General features: G+C 71.0%; 10 protein-coding genes. 3 read left to right on the top strand and 7 right to left on the bottom strand.

Annotation, left to right across the window (positions count from 1 at the left end; genetic code table 11):
* Window positions 1–2: 2 nt before the first annotated feature.
* Entirely contained in the window at window positions 3–1,397 is a 1,395-nt protein-coding gene (locus GT755_RS04870; RefSeq protein WP_161478457.1) for an FAD-dependent oxidoreductase, read from the bottom strand.
* Window positions 1,398–1,733: 336 nt separating this feature from the next.
* On the opposite strand from GT755_RS04870, the gene GT755_RS38405 reads away from it, so the two are divergent.
* Window positions 1,734–2,114 (top strand): NAD(P)-binding domain-containing protein, encoded by a 381-nt coding sequence (locus GT755_RS38405; protein ID WP_202609581.1) that lies wholly within the window; start codon window positions 1,734–1,736, stop codon window positions 2,112–2,114.
* Window positions 2,115–2,176: 62 nt separating this feature from the next.
* Here GT755_RS38405 and GT755_RS04860 read toward each other — a convergent pair whose 3' ends face one another.
* The 4 genes from GT755_RS04860 to GT755_RS04845 form a co-directional block, all read right to left on the bottom strand.
* Entirely contained in the window at window positions 2,177–5,068 is a 2,892-nt protein-coding gene (locus GT755_RS04860) for a glycosyl hydrolase family 95 catalytic domain-containing protein (protein WP_161478456.1), read from the bottom strand.
* A gap of 983 nt (window positions 5,069–6,051) precedes the next feature.
* Window positions 6,052–6,555: a calcium-binding protein gene (locus GT755_RS04855; RefSeq protein WP_161478455.1), complete on the bottom strand. Its 504-nt coding sequence runs from the start codon at window positions 6,553–6,555 to the stop codon at window positions 6,052–6,054.
* Window positions 6,556–6,682: 127 nt separating this feature from the next.
* A complete protein-coding gene (locus GT755_RS04850) occupies window positions 6,683–7,135 on the bottom strand; it encodes a GNAT family N-acetyltransferase (RefSeq protein ID WP_161478454.1) in 453 nt (150 codons plus the stop codon).
* Between the two features lie 58 nt (window positions 7,136–7,193).
* Window positions 7,194–7,853 carry an MFS transporter gene (locus GT755_RS04845; protein WP_161478453.1) on the bottom strand — a complete coding sequence of 220 codons (660 nt, stop codon included), beginning with the start codon at window positions 7,851–7,853 and terminating at the stop codon, window positions 7,194–7,196.
* Here GT755_RS04845 and GT755_RS04840 point away from each other — a divergent pair.
* The gene (locus GT755_RS04840) at window positions 7,846–8,388 is read left to right on the top strand and encodes a TetR/AcrR family transcriptional regulator (RefSeq protein WP_161478452.1); all 543 of its coding nucleotides are present in this window, start codon (window positions 7,846–7,848) and stop codon (window positions 8,386–8,388) included. The two genes, GT755_RS04845 and GT755_RS04840, sit on opposite strands and share 8 nt — an antisense overlap.
* 61 nt (window positions 8,389–8,449) lie before the next feature.
* Here GT755_RS04840 and GT755_RS04835 read toward each other — a convergent pair whose 3' ends face one another.
* The gene (locus GT755_RS04835; RefSeq protein ID WP_161478451.1) at window positions 8,450–11,614 is read right to left on the bottom strand and encodes a GH92 family glycosyl hydrolase; all 3,165 of its coding nucleotides are present in this window, start codon (window positions 11,612–11,614) and stop codon (window positions 8,450–8,452) included.
* Window positions 11,615–11,877: 263 nt separating this feature from the next.
* Between GT755_RS04835 and GT755_RS04830 the strand changes: the two genes are divergently transcribed.
* On the top strand, window positions 11,878–13,275 hold the full coding sequence (locus tag GT755_RS04830) for a carboxyl transferase domain-containing protein (protein WP_268903070.1): 1,398 nt from the start codon (window positions 11,878–11,880) through the stop codon (window positions 13,273–13,275).
* 1 nt (window position 13,276) lies between these two features.
* On the opposite strand, the gene GT755_RS04825 is transcribed toward GT755_RS04830, so the two are convergent.
* Window positions 13,277–15,952, bottom strand: a complete 2,676-nt coding sequence (locus GT755_RS04825) for an AAA family ATPase (protein ID WP_328794168.1) — start codon at window positions 15,950–15,952, stop codon at window positions 13,277–13,279.
* Between the last annotated feature and the right edge of the window lie 13 nt (window positions 15,953–15,965).

Genomic DNA, 15,965 nt, shown 5'->3' with positions numbered 1-15,965 from the left:
CCTCAGCCGCAGCAGCCGCCACCGTCGGAAGGAGCGCCCGCGAGCACGAGCGGGGTGCCGAGCAGGCCGCCGCTCACGCCGGTGGCCAGGCCGACACGCTGTTCCTGGGCCTCGGCCAGGTTGGACGAGCAGACGCCCGTCTCAGGAAGGTCGAGCTCCACCGCACGCGCCGCCTCCCAGTCACCGGCGAGGGCGGCCACCACGGAGCGGGCCTGTTCGTAGCCGGTGGCCATCAGGAACGTCGGGGCGCGGCCGTAGCTCTTGACGCCGATCGCGTAGTAGCCCGGTTCGGGGTGGGTGAGCTCGTCGACGCCGTGGGCTGGGACGGTGCCGCAGGAGTGGGCGTTGGGGTCGATCAGCGGCGCGAGGGCGCGGGTGCTGCCGAGGATGGGGTCGAGGTCCAGGCGCAGCTCTTCGGCGATCGAGTGGTCGGGCCGGTAGCCGGTGGCGCTGATGATGCGTTCGGCCACGATGGACTGCTCGTTGCCGAGCGGGTCGCGGCTGGTGACCTGCACGCCGTCAGGGTGGGCGGTGACGCGGTGGGTGAAGAAGCCGGTCACCAGCTGAATTCGTCCAGAGGTGACCAGGGCGTGGAGGCGGGTGCCGAGGGCGCCCCGGGCGGGCAACGCGTCTGCTTCGCCGCCACCGTAGGTGCGGTTGGCGTTTCCGGCGCGGATGGCCCAGGTGATCGGGGTGGCGTCGAGCTGGGCCAGAGCAAGGAGGGTGGTCGCGGCCGAGTGGCCGGCGCCGACGACGAGAGTGTGACGGCCCTCGTAGTGTTCGCGGTCGACGCCCAGGACGTCGGGGAGGGCGTGGTCGATCAGCTCGGTGACGGTTTCCTCACCGAAGGCGCGTAGGCCGCTGGCGCCCAGGACGTTTGGGCTGGTGTAGGTGCCGGAGGCGTCGATCACCGCGCGGGCCTGGATCTCCCGGCCGCCCTTCAGCCGCAGGACGAAGGGGGCCAGCTCGCGGCCGTTGGTGCGGACCTTGTCGAAGCCGAGCCTGCTGATCGCGGTGACCGTGGCGTCGACCTGGACCCGGTCGCCGAAGAGCTTGCCGAGCGGGGCGAGGTAGTTCTCGACGATCTCCGCGCCGGTCGGCAGCCAGTCGTCGTCGGGGGCCGTCCAGCCGTCGGCCTCCAGGAGACGCCGGGCGGCGCTGTCGATGTTGTAGCGCCACGGGCTGAAGACCCGGACGTGGCCCCACTTGGCCACCGAGGACCCGACCTTCGGACCGCTCTCCACGACGACGAAGTCCACCCCGCGTTCGGCGAGGTGCGCGGCGGCGGCCAGCCCGACGGGACCGGCGCCGATGACGGCCACGGGAAGGCTGCCCGAGTCGACGGGTGCCGCGACGGAGTCGTTGTCGAGCGAGGACGGGCCGCAACATGCGCTCATGATGCCCACCTTGTTTAGAGGGTTATCGAATCAACCTCAGGATCACGCTTGATTAGAGGAATGTCAAATTAGACGTCGATCTACTCAGTGGGAGGCGGGCAGCAGGACCGGAGAAGGTCCTGGAGTTCGTCCAGCGCGGCGCCGATCCCTGCCGGGTCTCGCTGGCCAGAACCTTAAGGAAGCCGCGCGTCTGCTCGCTCGTGCTCGAAGCCGGAGAGCAAGCCGTCGGCTCCTGGCCTGCCTACTACGACAGCCTCGCCTTGTTCTCGCCCGCCAGGTACAGCTCACTGCCCGGCCGCCCGTTCCCGCGCGACTCGTCTGGCTACCCGACGAGAGATGAGGTCGTCGCGTATCTGGCGGCTTACGCCGAGTACGTCACTGACCTCGGAGCTCCGCACCCGTACCAGGGTGGTCGCCGTCGAAGCAGAGGCCGGCGGCTTCCGGATGAAGCTCGATGGCGGGCAGACGCTTACCTCGCCCTCACTCATCGCCGCCACCGGATCGTTCGGCAATCCCTCGCGACTTCCACTGCCCGGCTACTTCGGACGGGTCATCCATGCTGCCGAGTACCTGAACCCGGACGGCTTCGAGGGCGAACGGGTCGCCGTGGTGGGCGGTGGGAACTCCGCTGTGCAGATCGCCGACGAACTCGCAGGGGTCGCGCGGGTGTCCCTGGCCACGCGGAAGCCGATCCGGTTCGTCAACCAGGAGGTGTGACCGGTTCCGCCTGCCGCGTGAGCGGACGCCGGGACCCGGCCTCACCCCGCGCGGTCTCGCCGTCACACGGTGACGAGTTGCCATTCCTGGTTGGTGCCGCCGTTGTCGGCCCATTGGATGATTCGGGCGCCGTCGGCCGTGGAGCCGGCTTCGACGTCCGCGCATAAGCCATTGCCCACGTTGACGAGCCGGTAGTAGCCGCTCGTGGCCGCGGGGACGAGTCTCCACCGCTGGTTCGTGGCGTTGGTGTCGGTCGTCTGGACGAGGGCGGTGCCCTGGTTGGCGTTCGGGCTGCTCAGGACCTTGCCGCTGGCCACACTGGCCAGCCGGAAGGAGCCGTCGGAGTTCTGCGACATCCGCCACTGCTGGTTGGTCCCGCCGGTCCAGGGCCATTGGACGACGGCGGCGCCTTCGGCGGTGGAGCCGCCGGAGACGTCCAGAACCTTGGCGCTTCTGCGATTGACCAGGCGGACGACGCCGGTGGACGGGCCGCCGGTCCCCAACTCGACGGTGATCTGGGTCGTCGCGCCCGCGGTCAGTGACACCTGCCGGGCGTGGTCGCCCAACGGCGAGGTGGCGACACCTGCACCGGTGGTGATGGACGAGATCCCGCGACGGCAGATGAGCGTCACGGTCTGGGTGATGTCGGAGATGACGGTGGCGGTGGCGGTTCGGGCGCCGATGTCCCAGCTGAACGACCCGATCCGGATGCGGTTGCGGCCCCGTACGCCGGTGATCGTGCCCTTGGCGAACTGGTCGGGCAGCGCGGGCAGCAACTCCAGGATGCCGGGCCTGGTGTAGACCAAGGCCTCGGCGAGGATCGCGGGCAGGGAGTTGGCGGCATCGGCGTTGTAGATCGCCAGGTTCGGGTTGTGCGAGGTCATCAACGACCGGAAGACCATGTTGTTGCCCAGGATCTTCCGCAGGGCGGCGTACACGCCGGCGCCGTCCTTGAGCCGGGCCCGGGCGAGGCCGCGGTGGATGGCCCCGTGGGCCTCCCCTCCCTCGTCTCCCCGGAGATCGAGGGCGCGGCTCGCGTAGCGGATCAGGTCGGGCTTGTCCTCGGGGTTGATCTCGTGCAGCGGCCAGGCCGGGTACATGTGCTGTACGTGACGGTGGTTGTACCGGTCGTTCAGGCTGGGCCACGACCATTCTGCCAGCGCCCCGTCGCCGTTGACGCGATACTCGGGCATCTTGGCCAGCAGGGCGGTCCAGCGTTGCACGCCCTGGCCCGCGCCCTGCTCGGTGCCGAGGAAGTTCGCGGCCTCGATGGCGGCCTGCAACGCGTGCTTGCCCGCGGCGATCTCGCCGGTCGCGTTGATCGACAGTTGCCTGCCGGTGTTGCCGGGGCTGTTCTCCATGGAGAAGCACGGCACGAAGATGACCTTGCCGTTGGCGTCGGTGCGGGTGAGGAAGTCCTCATAGAACAGCGCGAGCTCGATCAGCACCGGAGCGAGCTTGATGCGGTAGAAGTCGGCGTCACCGGTGACCTGGTAGTACTCCAGCAGTGGATACAGCAGCCAGTCGGCGCCGCCGATCCAGGTGTGGCCGGGGAACCCGCCGTCGAAGTGCAGCATCGTGCCGTACTCGCCGTCGGTGCGGGAGGGGGCGAGCAGGCCACGAGTGCCGTAGAGGTTTCTGGCGTTGGTGCGCCAGTGGTTGATCTGGCCGAGGATCAGGGTGAAGTAGCCGTCCATGGCTTCAGTGAGGGACAGGATGTTGCCGCCCGCGACCTGGAAGTTGACGTTGGCGTCGGTGGTGAAGTCGCCGGCCCACGCCGCGTCCCAGGCGCCCGTCCACAGGCCGGTCAACCGCGGTGGCAGGATGCCGCTGGAACTGAGGAACAGGTAACGGCCGGAGTCGTACATGCGCTCCAGCAACGCCAGGTCGATGACGTTGCGGTTGGAGTTCTGCCGTGCGATCAGTTCAGTGGTCGACAGTCGCCGGTCGGCGGCGCCGACGTTCAGGTCGAGGCGGGAACGGTCGTACAGCGGGGTGTGCAGGGCGGTATGCCTCGGGAGCAGCGTCGCGTAGTCGGCGCTCATCGCGGCCAGCGCCGTGTGCAGCGGTTTCGCGTCCCACGCGGTGGACGACTCGTAGCGGTCGAGTTTGGTCAGCAGCACGACTTTGGTCGCCGCGGCCACGACGATGGCCGACCCGCTCACCCGTACCGAACCGCCGGTCGCGACCACCCGGGTGACACCCTCATAGCCGAACGCCCCCTGCCCGGCGGGGTATCTGCCCCGCAGGTTCAGGTAACCGTCACCGTTGGCGAGCGTGGCCAGCGTGGTGAAACCGACGGACCCCGGTGCGCTGCTCAGGGCGGTGTTGACGCTCAGCGTGGTGTCGATCGTCCGCCCCGGCGCGGGAGTGAGTTCGTGGACGATGACCCTGTCGGCTCGGGAGGCGAAAGCCCGGCGCGTCCAGGTGCCATAACCGTCGGTCCACGTCGAGGTGACCTCCCCGGTCCGGAAATCGGTGATCCGGGCGTAGTTGTTGACGCTCGTCATCCCCGGGGTGCTGATCTGCAGCTCATAGCCCGGATGGAAGGTCTGGGTCCAGCGCAGCGACCAGCCGGAGGTGAAGTCGTTGGTGGCACCGTTGAAGTCGCCGGCGAGCGCCTTGTCCCTGACACCGGCCAACCGGCCCGCCAGCACCGGCGGAGTCACGTTCCGGGTGCCGTTGGGCAACACGAACCGATGGTGCGTGAAGATCACCTTCTCCAGGGTGGGCGCGCCGTAGAGCATGGCCCCGTACTCGCCGTTGCCGGTCAGGAAGGCGTCGGTCCAGCCGACGGCCGTGACCGTGTCGTAGATGCCCCGCTGCGGCAGCGTCACCTGCGGCGGCACGGCGGCGGCCGCCCGGCCGGAGAGGATCGCCGGAGGAAGCGCGGCAGCGCCGACGGTCGCCGCGGTGGCCGCGATGAAGCGTCGACGGTTCAGCGGCACGCTCATTGAAGCTCCTGGTGGCACGTGGGGGTGATGTTCGCGGCCGAGTGGCAGCTGTGCTGGTCCGCCGTTCGAGGGGACACCCTGGTGGGGGGCATGCCTTCAAACGGTGTCTCCGAAGAACACGAATCGATTCCATGGGTGAAGGCATCCCATGAATAGGACTTGCGGACGAAACGTATGACGTCCTATGCCTTGCGTCAAGGAATGACCGCGAACATCGTGTCACTCGGTTCCGTGTACGGCCATTGCCTCTCGCAAGAGGGCGCTCAGCTGGCACGATGATTAAGGCGGGGGGCGAGAAGGGTGGCCGCGAGGGGTGCGCTTGCCGCCATGCGCTTCCGTCGCCTATCCGGGGTTCAGCCCGTGGCCGGGAGAATCCATCCCATCTCTAGGAATGGGGAATCGTACTGCCGCCCTCTCACCCTGAACGTTTCACAGGCACCACATCGTGTGCCGCGGTAGTTGGACTTGGGAGCGATGCAGGGTGTGAGGGCTCCCTCGTCTCTGGCTGCGATCCCCCATATGACCGTTCCGTGTCGTGTGGGCTGAGGACCGGTCCGGGGAAGCGGCAGCCTTGAGTGTCCGAGGGCGTTGCACCCGATCGCCCTGACCCGACGTCGGAGTCGGCTGGGCGGGCTCCACTTCTTGTGGGGGCGGATAGGCCTCACCTGGCCCTGCGGCCATTCGGGCCATCGGGAATCGTCGAGCCGGCGGAGCGGCTCCGTCAGATGATCATTTGGGGAGGTCGCGTTCGTCGATCACCTGATCGGCTGGGGGAGCGGTGACGACCAGCGGGAACCCCCGGGCGCCGAATCGGGTGTCCTGCGTCATGCCGGAACCTGGGTCCCCACGCACGTGATCGTGGTCCGCGGCCGGGTGGGCAGACCCGTGGCGTCGGTCCGGAGACGCCAGCTGTTCTTGTCCTTGGCCGGGCGCCCCATCGGACGCCCGGCCGGCCACCGGCCCTCTCCCGTGAGGCCGGTCGCTCAGATCTCGCAGTTCTCCTCGGTCTCGCCGGTGCACGTGTCGACGTCGGCGCCGCCGTCGGTCGTGTCGTTGCCGCCACGGCCGTTCAGGAAGTCGTCGCCGGAGCCGCCGACGAGGACGTCACGGCCGCTGCCGCCCCACAGGGTGTCGCGGCCGGCCGACCCGAAGATCTCGGTGAACCGGTTGACGGTGTCGTTGTTGACGATGTCGTCGCCCTGGCGCATGTTGACCACGATCGTGCTGGCGTTCTTGCAACTGACCCCGCCGGAGATCGGCTGACAGTCGGTGTCGGTGGAGGTGACGCCCACCCCGGTCACCCTGATGGCGCCGCCGGTGCCTTCGGCCAGGGTGATCAGGTCGGAGCCGGTCGTCCCGGTGACCGACATGCCGCCCAGGCTCACGGTCACGGTGATCGGTCCGGCCGCGTGGGCGGGAGCGGGCAGGGACGCCGCGCCGGCTAAACCGGCGGCGGCGAGGGCGAGGGCGGCGATGTGACGACGCATTTCGGTTGTCCTTCGGTTCGGTGATTCCGGCCCCCGTCGGGCCGGTGACCCAAGGAAAGCGCCTCACCCTTCTCGGGTCTGCGGCGAAATGCGCGTCCACTACCGGTCCAAGTTCCTTCTCTGGACGCTATCGCGGTTGCCAGCGGCAGATCTGCTTGGTGACGAGCCGTGCGCCGATGCGCTCGTAGAACCGTCGGGCCGCGACGTTGCCCTCGGCCACCTCCCACCGGATGACCTTGCCCTTCGCCGCGTCGGCCACGGCACGCATCAGTCGTTCGCCGACGCCGTGGCCGCGTTCGGGCCCGGCGACGAACAGGTCGTCCAGCGCGAAGTAGTCCTCGCCGGACCAGAAGCTCGTGCGCTCCAGCCAGGAGACGTATCCGACGGCCCGGCCCGCGCGTTCGGCGACCAAGTAGGTGATCTCCGGTCGGGCGAGCATCCGTTCGAGATCGGCGACGCTGACCGTGACGGCGTCGCCTTGGTTCTGATGTACGGCCAGAGCCAGGATCAGCCCGCGCACGACGGCGGCGTCATCGATTCCCGCACGGCGGATCGTGACAGCGGTGGCGCCCGTCCTCATCACGAGAAGGTGTCCTTCCTGGTGGATATGCCGAGGAGCCGGAACGACCCGATGCGGGTCATGCGGTCACCGATCGCCTCGACGGAACGATGAGCAGGGCCGGCACGGCCGACAGGGCGGCCGTGCCGAAGTTCTGGTGATGCTGCAGGTAGAAGGAGCCGAGGAAGAAGACCGAGATCATCAACGCGGTCGCGACCATGATGAGGAAGACGCCGGAGACGACCGGCCGCCGGCTCAGGATCCGCGGATCCATCAGAGGTGAACGGCTGGTGCGCTGGACGACGACGAAGACGGCGTACAGGATGACGGCCCCCGCCAGCAGGCCGAGCGTGGTCGCCGACGACCAGCCCTGGTCGCCGGCGTCGATCAGCGCGTAGATCGCGGTACCCGTGCCGGCGGTGACCAGCAGCGCGCCGGGAACGTCCAGGCGCGCGCCCGGACCGGCTCCGAGAGCGGCGGGCAGGTTCCGGGTGAGCGCGACGAGGACGACCACGCCGATCGGCACGTTGACGTAGAAGACCCACTGCCATCCCGGCCCGCCGGTCAGCACACCCCCGAGAAGGACCCCGACGGCCGAGCCGCCGCCGCCGAGCGCCGACCAGACGCCCAGCGCCTTGTTGAGCTCCTCGCCCCGAAACGTCCGCGTCACCACCGACAGGGCGGCGGGCGACAGCAGCGCCGCGCCGAGCCCCTGGGCGATCCGCCCGCCGATGAGCATCGCCGTGATCCTGCAAGCGGCGGTCGACGCGCTGAGCCGGGATCCCGACGCCGGCGTCAGCGAGATCGCCAAGGTCGCGGGGGTCGGCCGCGTCACCGTCTACGGGCACTTCCCCACCAGGGCCGATCTGGTGGCCGCCGCCCTCGCCCACGCCATCGGACAAGCCCACCCCGGCCTCGAGGACGTCGACCTCACGGGCGACCCCCGCGCCGCCCTCACCCGGCTGATCGAGTCGAGCTGGCAAGTGGTCGACCGGTCGAGATCGCTGCTGATCGCCGCGCAGGACGTGCTGCCGCCCAGTCGCATCCTCGATCTCCACGCCGGCCCGGCCGGGCGGGTCGGGAAGCTCGTCGAGCGCGGCCGCGACGAGGGGGTTTTCCGGACCGACCTGCCGGCCGAGTGGCTGGTCGGCGTAATGCACAGCGTCATGCACCACGCGGCCGACGAACTCAACGCGGGACGTCTGGCCGCCGGCCAGGCCGCGACGTACATCGCGGCCACCGTGCTCGCGGCGTTCCGCCCGCCCGCCGGGTGAACCTCGCCCGTGACGCGAAAAGGGCGCCCCGCGGCCCGCGGGGCGCCCTTTCCACGGCTGGTTAGCGGAACGCCCAGGTGAAGATGTGCAGGGTTCCCTCGTCGGAAGGGCCGAAGGTGAGGCTCTTCAGCTTCTTCGCCGGGTTCAGCGCGATCGGCTGGGCCGCGAACACGTGCGCGGGGATCGGCTGCATGGCCCACGAGCCGCCGTACAGGCGGTAGGGGCTGGAGGCGATGATCTCGTTGCCGTACTGCGGGGAGCCGCCGCCGTAGCTGAGCAGCCAGTCGCTCAGGCCGAGGCGGGCGGTGGTCGTGGTGCCGTCGGTGTAGGTGATCGTCACGTCCGACTCGGGGTAGCCGCCGGTGCCGCTGCCGAGGAAGGCGATCTGGGTCGCGCCGGTGGGGGCGGTGACGTCCAGTGGTTTGGGGCCGGGCTGGATGTCGTCCCATTCGCCGGGGGCGCGGTCCGGCCAGGTGAACGTGAAGCCGTTCCAGGCGACCGTGGCTCCCGGGGTGAGGCCGGCGGCGGCGAGCGCCTGGGCGGAGTAGCTGAAGTTTGCGCCGTCCACGTTGGCGCTGCCGGGCCTGGTGTCGTCGCCGATGCTGGCGTTGTTGTGGTGCCAGGCGGGGGTGCCGGGCCTGGCCACGTTCAGGCGGATGCCGGCGTCCACCTGGCCGGAACCGATGATCGGGATGCTGATCGTGCCGAGGGGGGTGCCGGCGGGCACGGTCACCGTGATCCGCCGTGAGGCGGCGGCGCCTGCGGCCGGGGTGAGGGTGCCGCTGACCGGGGTGACCGAGATGCCCGGCGGGGGCTTGGCCTCCCAGCGCACCGACGCGGCGGAGCCGCTGGTCGAGCGGGCGGTGATCGTGGTCTCGAACGTCCTGCCGGGCTCGACCGGGCCGCTGCCCGGGTTCAGCCCCAGCAGCGCCGGCTTGGCGCCCTCGTTGAAGCTCGGGGGCGCGTCGGCGCGGGATGAGCCGAACGTGGTGTTCGGGACGGCCGAGGTGGTGAAGTCGAGTCTGCCGCCGCGCTGCGCGATGGTCTCCGGCAGCCACGCCTTCGTGGTGGCCACGCCGTTGACCTTCAGGGTCTTGACGTATCGGTCGGCGGAGCCCGGCGCGTTGACGACCAGGTCGCCGGCCGGGCGCTTGATCGTGATCGTGTCGAACAGCGGCGTGTTGACCAGGAGCTCGGCGCGGCCGGGGATCGCCGGGAACAGGCCGATCGCGGACCAGACGTACCAGGAGCCCATCGCGCCGAGGTCGTCGTTGCCGACCAGGCCGTCCGGGGCCGAGGAGAAGAGCTCCTTCTGGATCCGCCGGACCAGGTCCTGGGTCTTGTACGGTTGCCCCGCCCACGCGTACAACCACGGCGTGGTGGCGGACGGTTCGTTGCCGAGGTAGGCGTACGGCTGGTTCGGGCCCGCGTTGAGGACCTTGAAGAAGCCGTCCAGGCGGGCGGCCGCCGCCGCGTCGCCGCCCATCGAGTCGAACAGGCCGCGCACGTTGTGCGGCACCAGCCAGTGGTACTGCGCGCCGTTGCCCTCGATGTAGGAGTTCATCGTGGCCGGGTCGAACGGCGAGCGGAACGCGCCATCGGCCATCTTCGGCTGGATCCACGTGTTGGCCGGGTTGAAGGTGGCCTGCCAGGCCTGGGCGCGCTTCATGAACTCGCCCGCGAGCGCGGTGTCGCCCAGGCGGGCGGCCAGCTGCGCGATGCCGAAGTCGGCGATGCCGTACTCCAGGGTGGTCGACACGTCCATCGGGACGTAGCCCCTGGCCATGAAGTCGGCGTTGCCGGGTCGCTGGTCGTAGCCGAGCTGCGGGTGGCCGATGTCCTTGGGGCCGACCCGGCGGGCGGACTCGGCCATCGCCTTCAGGGCCGCGGGGGTGTCGAAGGCGCGGGCGCCGAAGGCGTGCACGCTGGACAGGATCGAGTGGAACGGGTCGCCGACCATGACGCCGGTGATCGCGTTCTGGTGTGACCAGCGGTCCCAGACGTTGCCGACCGACTGGGCGTTGTCGTACATGGACTGGGCGATGTCACTTGCCACGTCCGGGGCGAGCAGGGCGAGGAGCTGGACCTCGCTGCGGTAGATGTCCCAGCCGGAGAACGTCGCGTAGTGGTGCCTTCCCGGCGCGACCTTGTACGTCTGGCCGTTCATGCCGGTGTAGGTGCCGTCCACGTCCTCGAAGACGTAGGGCTGGAGCAGCGCGTGGTAGAGGTTGCTGTAGAAGGTGCGGCGCTGTTCGTCGGTGCCGCCGCCGATCCGCACCTGCCCCAGTCTGGTGTTCCAGGCGGCCCGCGCCTTCGCGGCGACCTGGTCGACGCCGTCCTGGCCGATCTCGGCCGCCAGGTTGTTCTTCGCGCCGGCCAGGCTCACGTAGGACAGGCCCACCCGCATCTGGACCGGCTTGGCGGGATCGAACTCCAGGTAGGCGCCCGAGCCGGGCCCGTTCACCGAGACGTCGCCGGGGGTGACCACCTCGGCGTTGGCGACCTTCGCCTCCGAGGCGTTGCGCACGGCCGCGCCGCCCGGCGTGACGGTGCCGTCCTTCCAGGTGCCGTAGCCGGTGATCGGCTGGTCGAACGTGGCGTGGAAGTACACCTTGTACCGCATCGGCGGGCCGCAGAAGCCGCCCGTCTGCACCCAGCCGGTGACGGTGTTGCCGCTGATCCGGGTCTCGCCGTCGTCCACGCCGTTGACCGAGCCGCTGGTGTTCAGCAGCAGCGTGCCCGGCCTGCCGGCCGGGAAGCCGAAGCGCGCCACACCGCCGCGTGTGCTCGCCGACAACTCAGTCTTGACGCCGGTGTCGAGGACGGAGCTGTAGTAGCCGGGGACGGCCTTCTCGTTCTCGTGCCGGAACGTCTGGACGTAGTCGGCGCCGTGGGTCGCGGGCGACCGGCCGATCCGGCCGGAGATCGGGATCACGGGGAAGTCCTGCGCGCCGGTGCACCCGGGCCCGGAGATGTGCGTCATCGAGAACCCGCGCAGGCGGTTGTCCTCCCACGCGTAGCCGCCTCCGGCGTTCTCCATCGTGTCGGGGCTCCACTGCATCATGCCGAACGGCACGACCGCGCCGGGGAAGTTCATCCCCGCGCCGCCGCCGTGCCCGAAGTCGGCGGCGCCCGCCTTGGTGCCGAGGAACGGGTTGACCAGTGCGGCCACGTCGCTGACGGGGGTGGGCACGGTGTCGGCCACCGCGCCTGCCGGCAGTGCCATCGCCGCCAGAAGCGCGGCGACGGTCGGTGCTGACCATATGGACAAAGTGCCCTCCGTTATTCAGGTGATCACAGAGAGGAAACGCCGATGTGAGATGACGCGTCAATTGACAGAAATGGCGGTCACAAGTTGCCAATAGGCGTTTGTGCTGGTCACGGGCTTGCTGGCAGAGATGGCCGAAAATAGGGGTTGGCCGCTGGAGGCGCGGCCGGGCACATTCGGCGAAACACCTCTCAGGGAATCGGGATTCGCGGATGACCACCATGCCGATCGTCGAAATCGAGATGGATCACCGGGCTCCTTCGGTCCGGCTGGCCCGCCTGCTCGACCCCGGTTCGGCGGTGCCGCTGCACGCCGGCGACGACAGCGGGGTGCAGGCCGTGTGCGGGCGGGTGGACGGTTCGGTGGTCGTCGCCTACTGCACCGACGCGACCCGGATGGGCGGCGCGCTCGGGGGAGCGGGCGCGGAGCGCGTCGTCGAGGCCATCGGCGCGGCCGAACGGCTCGGCTGCCCGGTGATCGGGTTGTGGCACTCGGGCGGGGCGCGCCTGGCCGACGGGGTCGAGTCGATGCACGGGGTGGGACGGATGTTCGCGGCGATGACCAGGGTGTCGGGGGTGATCCCGCAGATCTCGGTCGTCCTTGGTCCCGCCGCGGGAGCCGCCGCGTACGGGCCCGCGCTCACCGACATCGTGATCATGGCCGAGGACGCGCGGATCTTCATCACCGGCCCCGAGATCGTCCGCAGTGTCACGGGGGAGCGCATCGACATGGCCGGGCTCGGGGGTCCCGGGGCGCACGGCCCCAAGTCGGGGGTCGCGCACCTGGTCGCGAACGGTGAGGACGAGGCGTACGAACAGGCGCGCCGGCTCACGGGCGTCTTCACCCGGCCCGGGAGCTTCGATCTCGGCGCGCTCGCCGAAGGCCGCGACCTGGCCGCGATCCTGCCGGATTCGCCGCGCCGCGCGTACGACGTCCGGCCGCTCGTGCGCGCGATCGTCGACGAGGGATTCCTGGAGTTGCAGCCGCGCTGGGCCGGCAACATCCTCGTCGGCCTGGGCCGGCTGGGCGGGCGTTCCGTGGGTGTGCTGGCCAACAACCCGATCCGTAAGGGCGGGTGCCTGGACACGCTCTCCGCCGAGAAGGCGGCCCGGTTCGTGCGGATGTGCGACGCGCTCGGCGTGCCGTTGGTGGTGGTCGTCGACGTGCCCGGCTATCTGCCCGGGGTCGCCCAGGAGTGGGACGGCGTCGTCCGGCGCGGCGCGAAGCTGCTGCACGCCTTCGCCGAATCGGTGGTGCCCCGGGTGACCCTGATCACCCGCAAGTCGTACGGCGGCGCGTACATCGCGATGAACTCACGCTCCCTCGGCGCCACCGCCGTCTTCGCGTGGCCGGACGCGGAGGTCGCGGTCATGGGGGCCGAGTCCGCCGTCGGCATCCTGCACCGCAAGGCGCTGGCCGCCGCGCCCGAGGACGAGCGCGCGGAGCTGAAGGCCCGGCTCACCCAGGAGCACCTGCGCGTCTCCGGCGGAGTCGGACGGGCGCTCGCGCTCGGCGCCGTCGACGAGGTCATCGCGCCCGAGACCACCCGGCTCCGCCTGGCGGAGGCCCTGGACCGGGCCCCTCACGCGCGCGGGCGGCACGGCAACATCCCGTTGTGAGTCATCCGACGCGTGCGAGGGTGGCCGGCAACTCCGTGCGGCGGGACACGTTCAGCTTGCGGAAGACGCGGGTCAGGTGCTGCTCGACCGTGCTGACGGTGATGTACAGCCGGGTGGCGATCTCCAGGTTCGTGTGACCCTCGGCGGCCAGCCGCGCCACCCGGTGTTCGGCGTCGCTGAGCTGCGCGGGCACGCCGGCCCCCGGATCGTCCCTGCGGGCCAGGGCCTGGACGAGCGGCTCGGCGTGGCACTCCCCGGCCATCGCGCGGGCGCGCTGCCGGAGCATCCCGGCCCTGCGGTGTTCGCCGACGGCGTGGCAGGCCTCGGTGAGGTCGGCCAGCAGGCGGGCGTACTCGTAGCGGTCGCCGCCCTCCTGGAGCAGGTCGGCCGCCTGGCGCAGGAGCGGCGGGCGCTGCCGGACCTCGCTGACGGCGGCCAGCAGGCGTAACGCCGAACCGCGCACCCGCTGGGACCGGGGCCCGCAGCGGGCGAGCTGCTCTCTGACGAGCCGCCCGGCCTCCTCTTCCTCGCCCAGCGCGATCAGGGCCTCGGCGGCGTCCAGCCGCCACGCGATGAAGCCGGGGGCGTCCAGGTCCCATCGTGTCATCAGCTCGCCGCACAACCGGAAGTCCCGCAGGGCCTGGCCGGGATGGCCGGCCGTCAGGTTGAGGCGGCCCTTGCCCCGCAGGTACTGCAGGCCGTACCGGGTCTCCAGCATCGCCTCGGGGACGGGCAGGTTGAACTCGGGCAGGCAGTCGTCGAGCCGGCCCATCGCGGCGCCGGCCAGCAGCAGGGTGCCCAGCGGCCCGCCCACGGCCACCCCCCAGCTCCCGGCGGGGATGATCTCCAGGGCGCGCCGCGCGTCCCCGGCCGCCGCGGCCAGGTCGCCCTCACGGAGGCGGATCTCGGCCCGGATGGCGGACAGGCGGGCCTGGCGGCTGGGCGCACGCCGGGCTTCGGCCTCGGCGATGAACGCGTCGCACCACGGGGCGGCGCGGCCGGGGCGGTCGGTGTAGGTCAGGGCCAGCAGCGCCGTCTCCACCGTGTCCATGGTCACCTCGTCGAGGCGGCAGCCGCGCAGGATGTGCTCGGCGGCGGCCACGGTCTCGTCGCCGGGACCGCCGGTGAGGACGTCGGCGAGCACATCGGCCGACTGGATCCGGCGGCCGACTCCCAGGGCCGGGGCGGCCGGGACGCCGACCTCCGGCAGGTGCGGCAGGAACGACGGGTAGAGGGCGCGGAACCACGGGCGGGCAGCGGCGAGTTCGGCCGCGGTCTCCGGGTCGAATTCGCCCAGTTCGTTCAGGCGGTCCAGGACGTCGAGGGCGTCCCGGGTGTGGCCGTGCCAGAGCAGCGCCTTGGCCAGGACGACGGTCTCCCCGCCGCCGAGGTGCCCCTTGTGCAGGGCGTCGGTCAGCCCGGCCAGGTGGCCGGCGGGCGTGCCGGGGTCGATCCGCCATTCGGCCCGGACCAGCGCGGTGCCGATCCTGGCCCGGCGGCGCTCGTCGTCGCAGGCGCGCCAGGCCAGCCTGAGGTACTCGATCGCGGACTCCACGCCGTCCTCGCGAAGGGCGAGCCTGGCCGCCTCCTCCAGGGCCGACAGCGCCCACGGGTCGCCCGCGTGGCTGGCCCGCAGGAGGTGACCGGCCACGACGTCGGCCGACGCGCCGTCGCGGTGGGCCAGTTCGGCGGCGCGGCGGTGCAGGTGGATGCGGTCGGCGGCGTCCAGTTCGGCCAGGACGGCCGAGCGCGCCGCCTCGTGCCGGAACCGGCCGCCGTCCAGCAGCCCGGCCCCGGCCATCGCCTGAAGCGACTTGGCGACGACGGCCTCGCTCTCGCCGAGACCGAGCAGGCGGCTGATCGAGCCGGGCTCGCCCAGCACCGCCAGTCCGTACGCCGCCTCCTGGGCGCACGGCCCCAGCCTGCGCACGCACGCCAGCACCGCCTCGCCGTAGCGGTCACCGGGGGCGCCGGTGGCCTGGAGGTCCTCCAGCAGGGCGTCGACGAGCAGCCGGTTGCCGCCGCTCAGCGTGTGGACGAGCGCGCCGAACCGGTGGGCGGCGTCGCCGAGCCGGGCGTCGACGCCCTCGCGGGACAGGTGGGTGAGCCGTACCGGACGGCAGTGCGGCTGCCTGAGCACGTCGGTGTGGAAGAGGGTGCGCAGGTGGGGGCCGTGGTCGGGGGCGCTGAACACCAGCATGACGTCGGCGAACCTGATCCGCCTGGCCAGGTAGGCCAGGCACAGCTGGGAGGCGCGGTCGGCGTGGTGCACGTCGTCGACCGTGATCAGCAGCGGGCGGCGCCCGGCCAGTTCCAGCAGGACCGCGCAGAGGGCGTCCACGATCTGCGCGTCCACGTGCTCGATCGACTCGCCGGCCAGTTGCCTGCGGGCGCCCTCGTGCAGGAGGCCGAGCATGGCGGACCGCTGCTCGTCCGGCAGTGGCGCGTGGTGCAGGAGCTGGGACAACACGCCCAGCGGCAGGCCGTTCTCGGCCGGTGAACCGGTGGCCGTCAGCGGCAGCGCGCCCTCGTCGAGGGCGTGCTCGGCGATCAGGTACAGCAGGTCGCTCTTGCCGGTCGCCACCGCGCCGGTGACCATCGCGATCCGGCCCTTGCCCGCGACCGCCTCGGCCAGCAGCGCCCGCAGCGTCGCCATGCCCTCATGGGTGTCGTCCACCGTCGTTCTCCCT

The organism is Herbidospora solisilvae, assembly GCF_009901565.1.
Taxonomy (GTDB): domain Bacteria; phylum Actinomycetota; class Actinomycetes; order Streptosporangiales; family Streptosporangiaceae; genus Herbidospora; species Herbidospora solisilvae.
The sequence above is the reverse complement of the archived record's forward strand: the minus strand, read 5'-3'. Positions and strand labels throughout refer to the sequence as shown.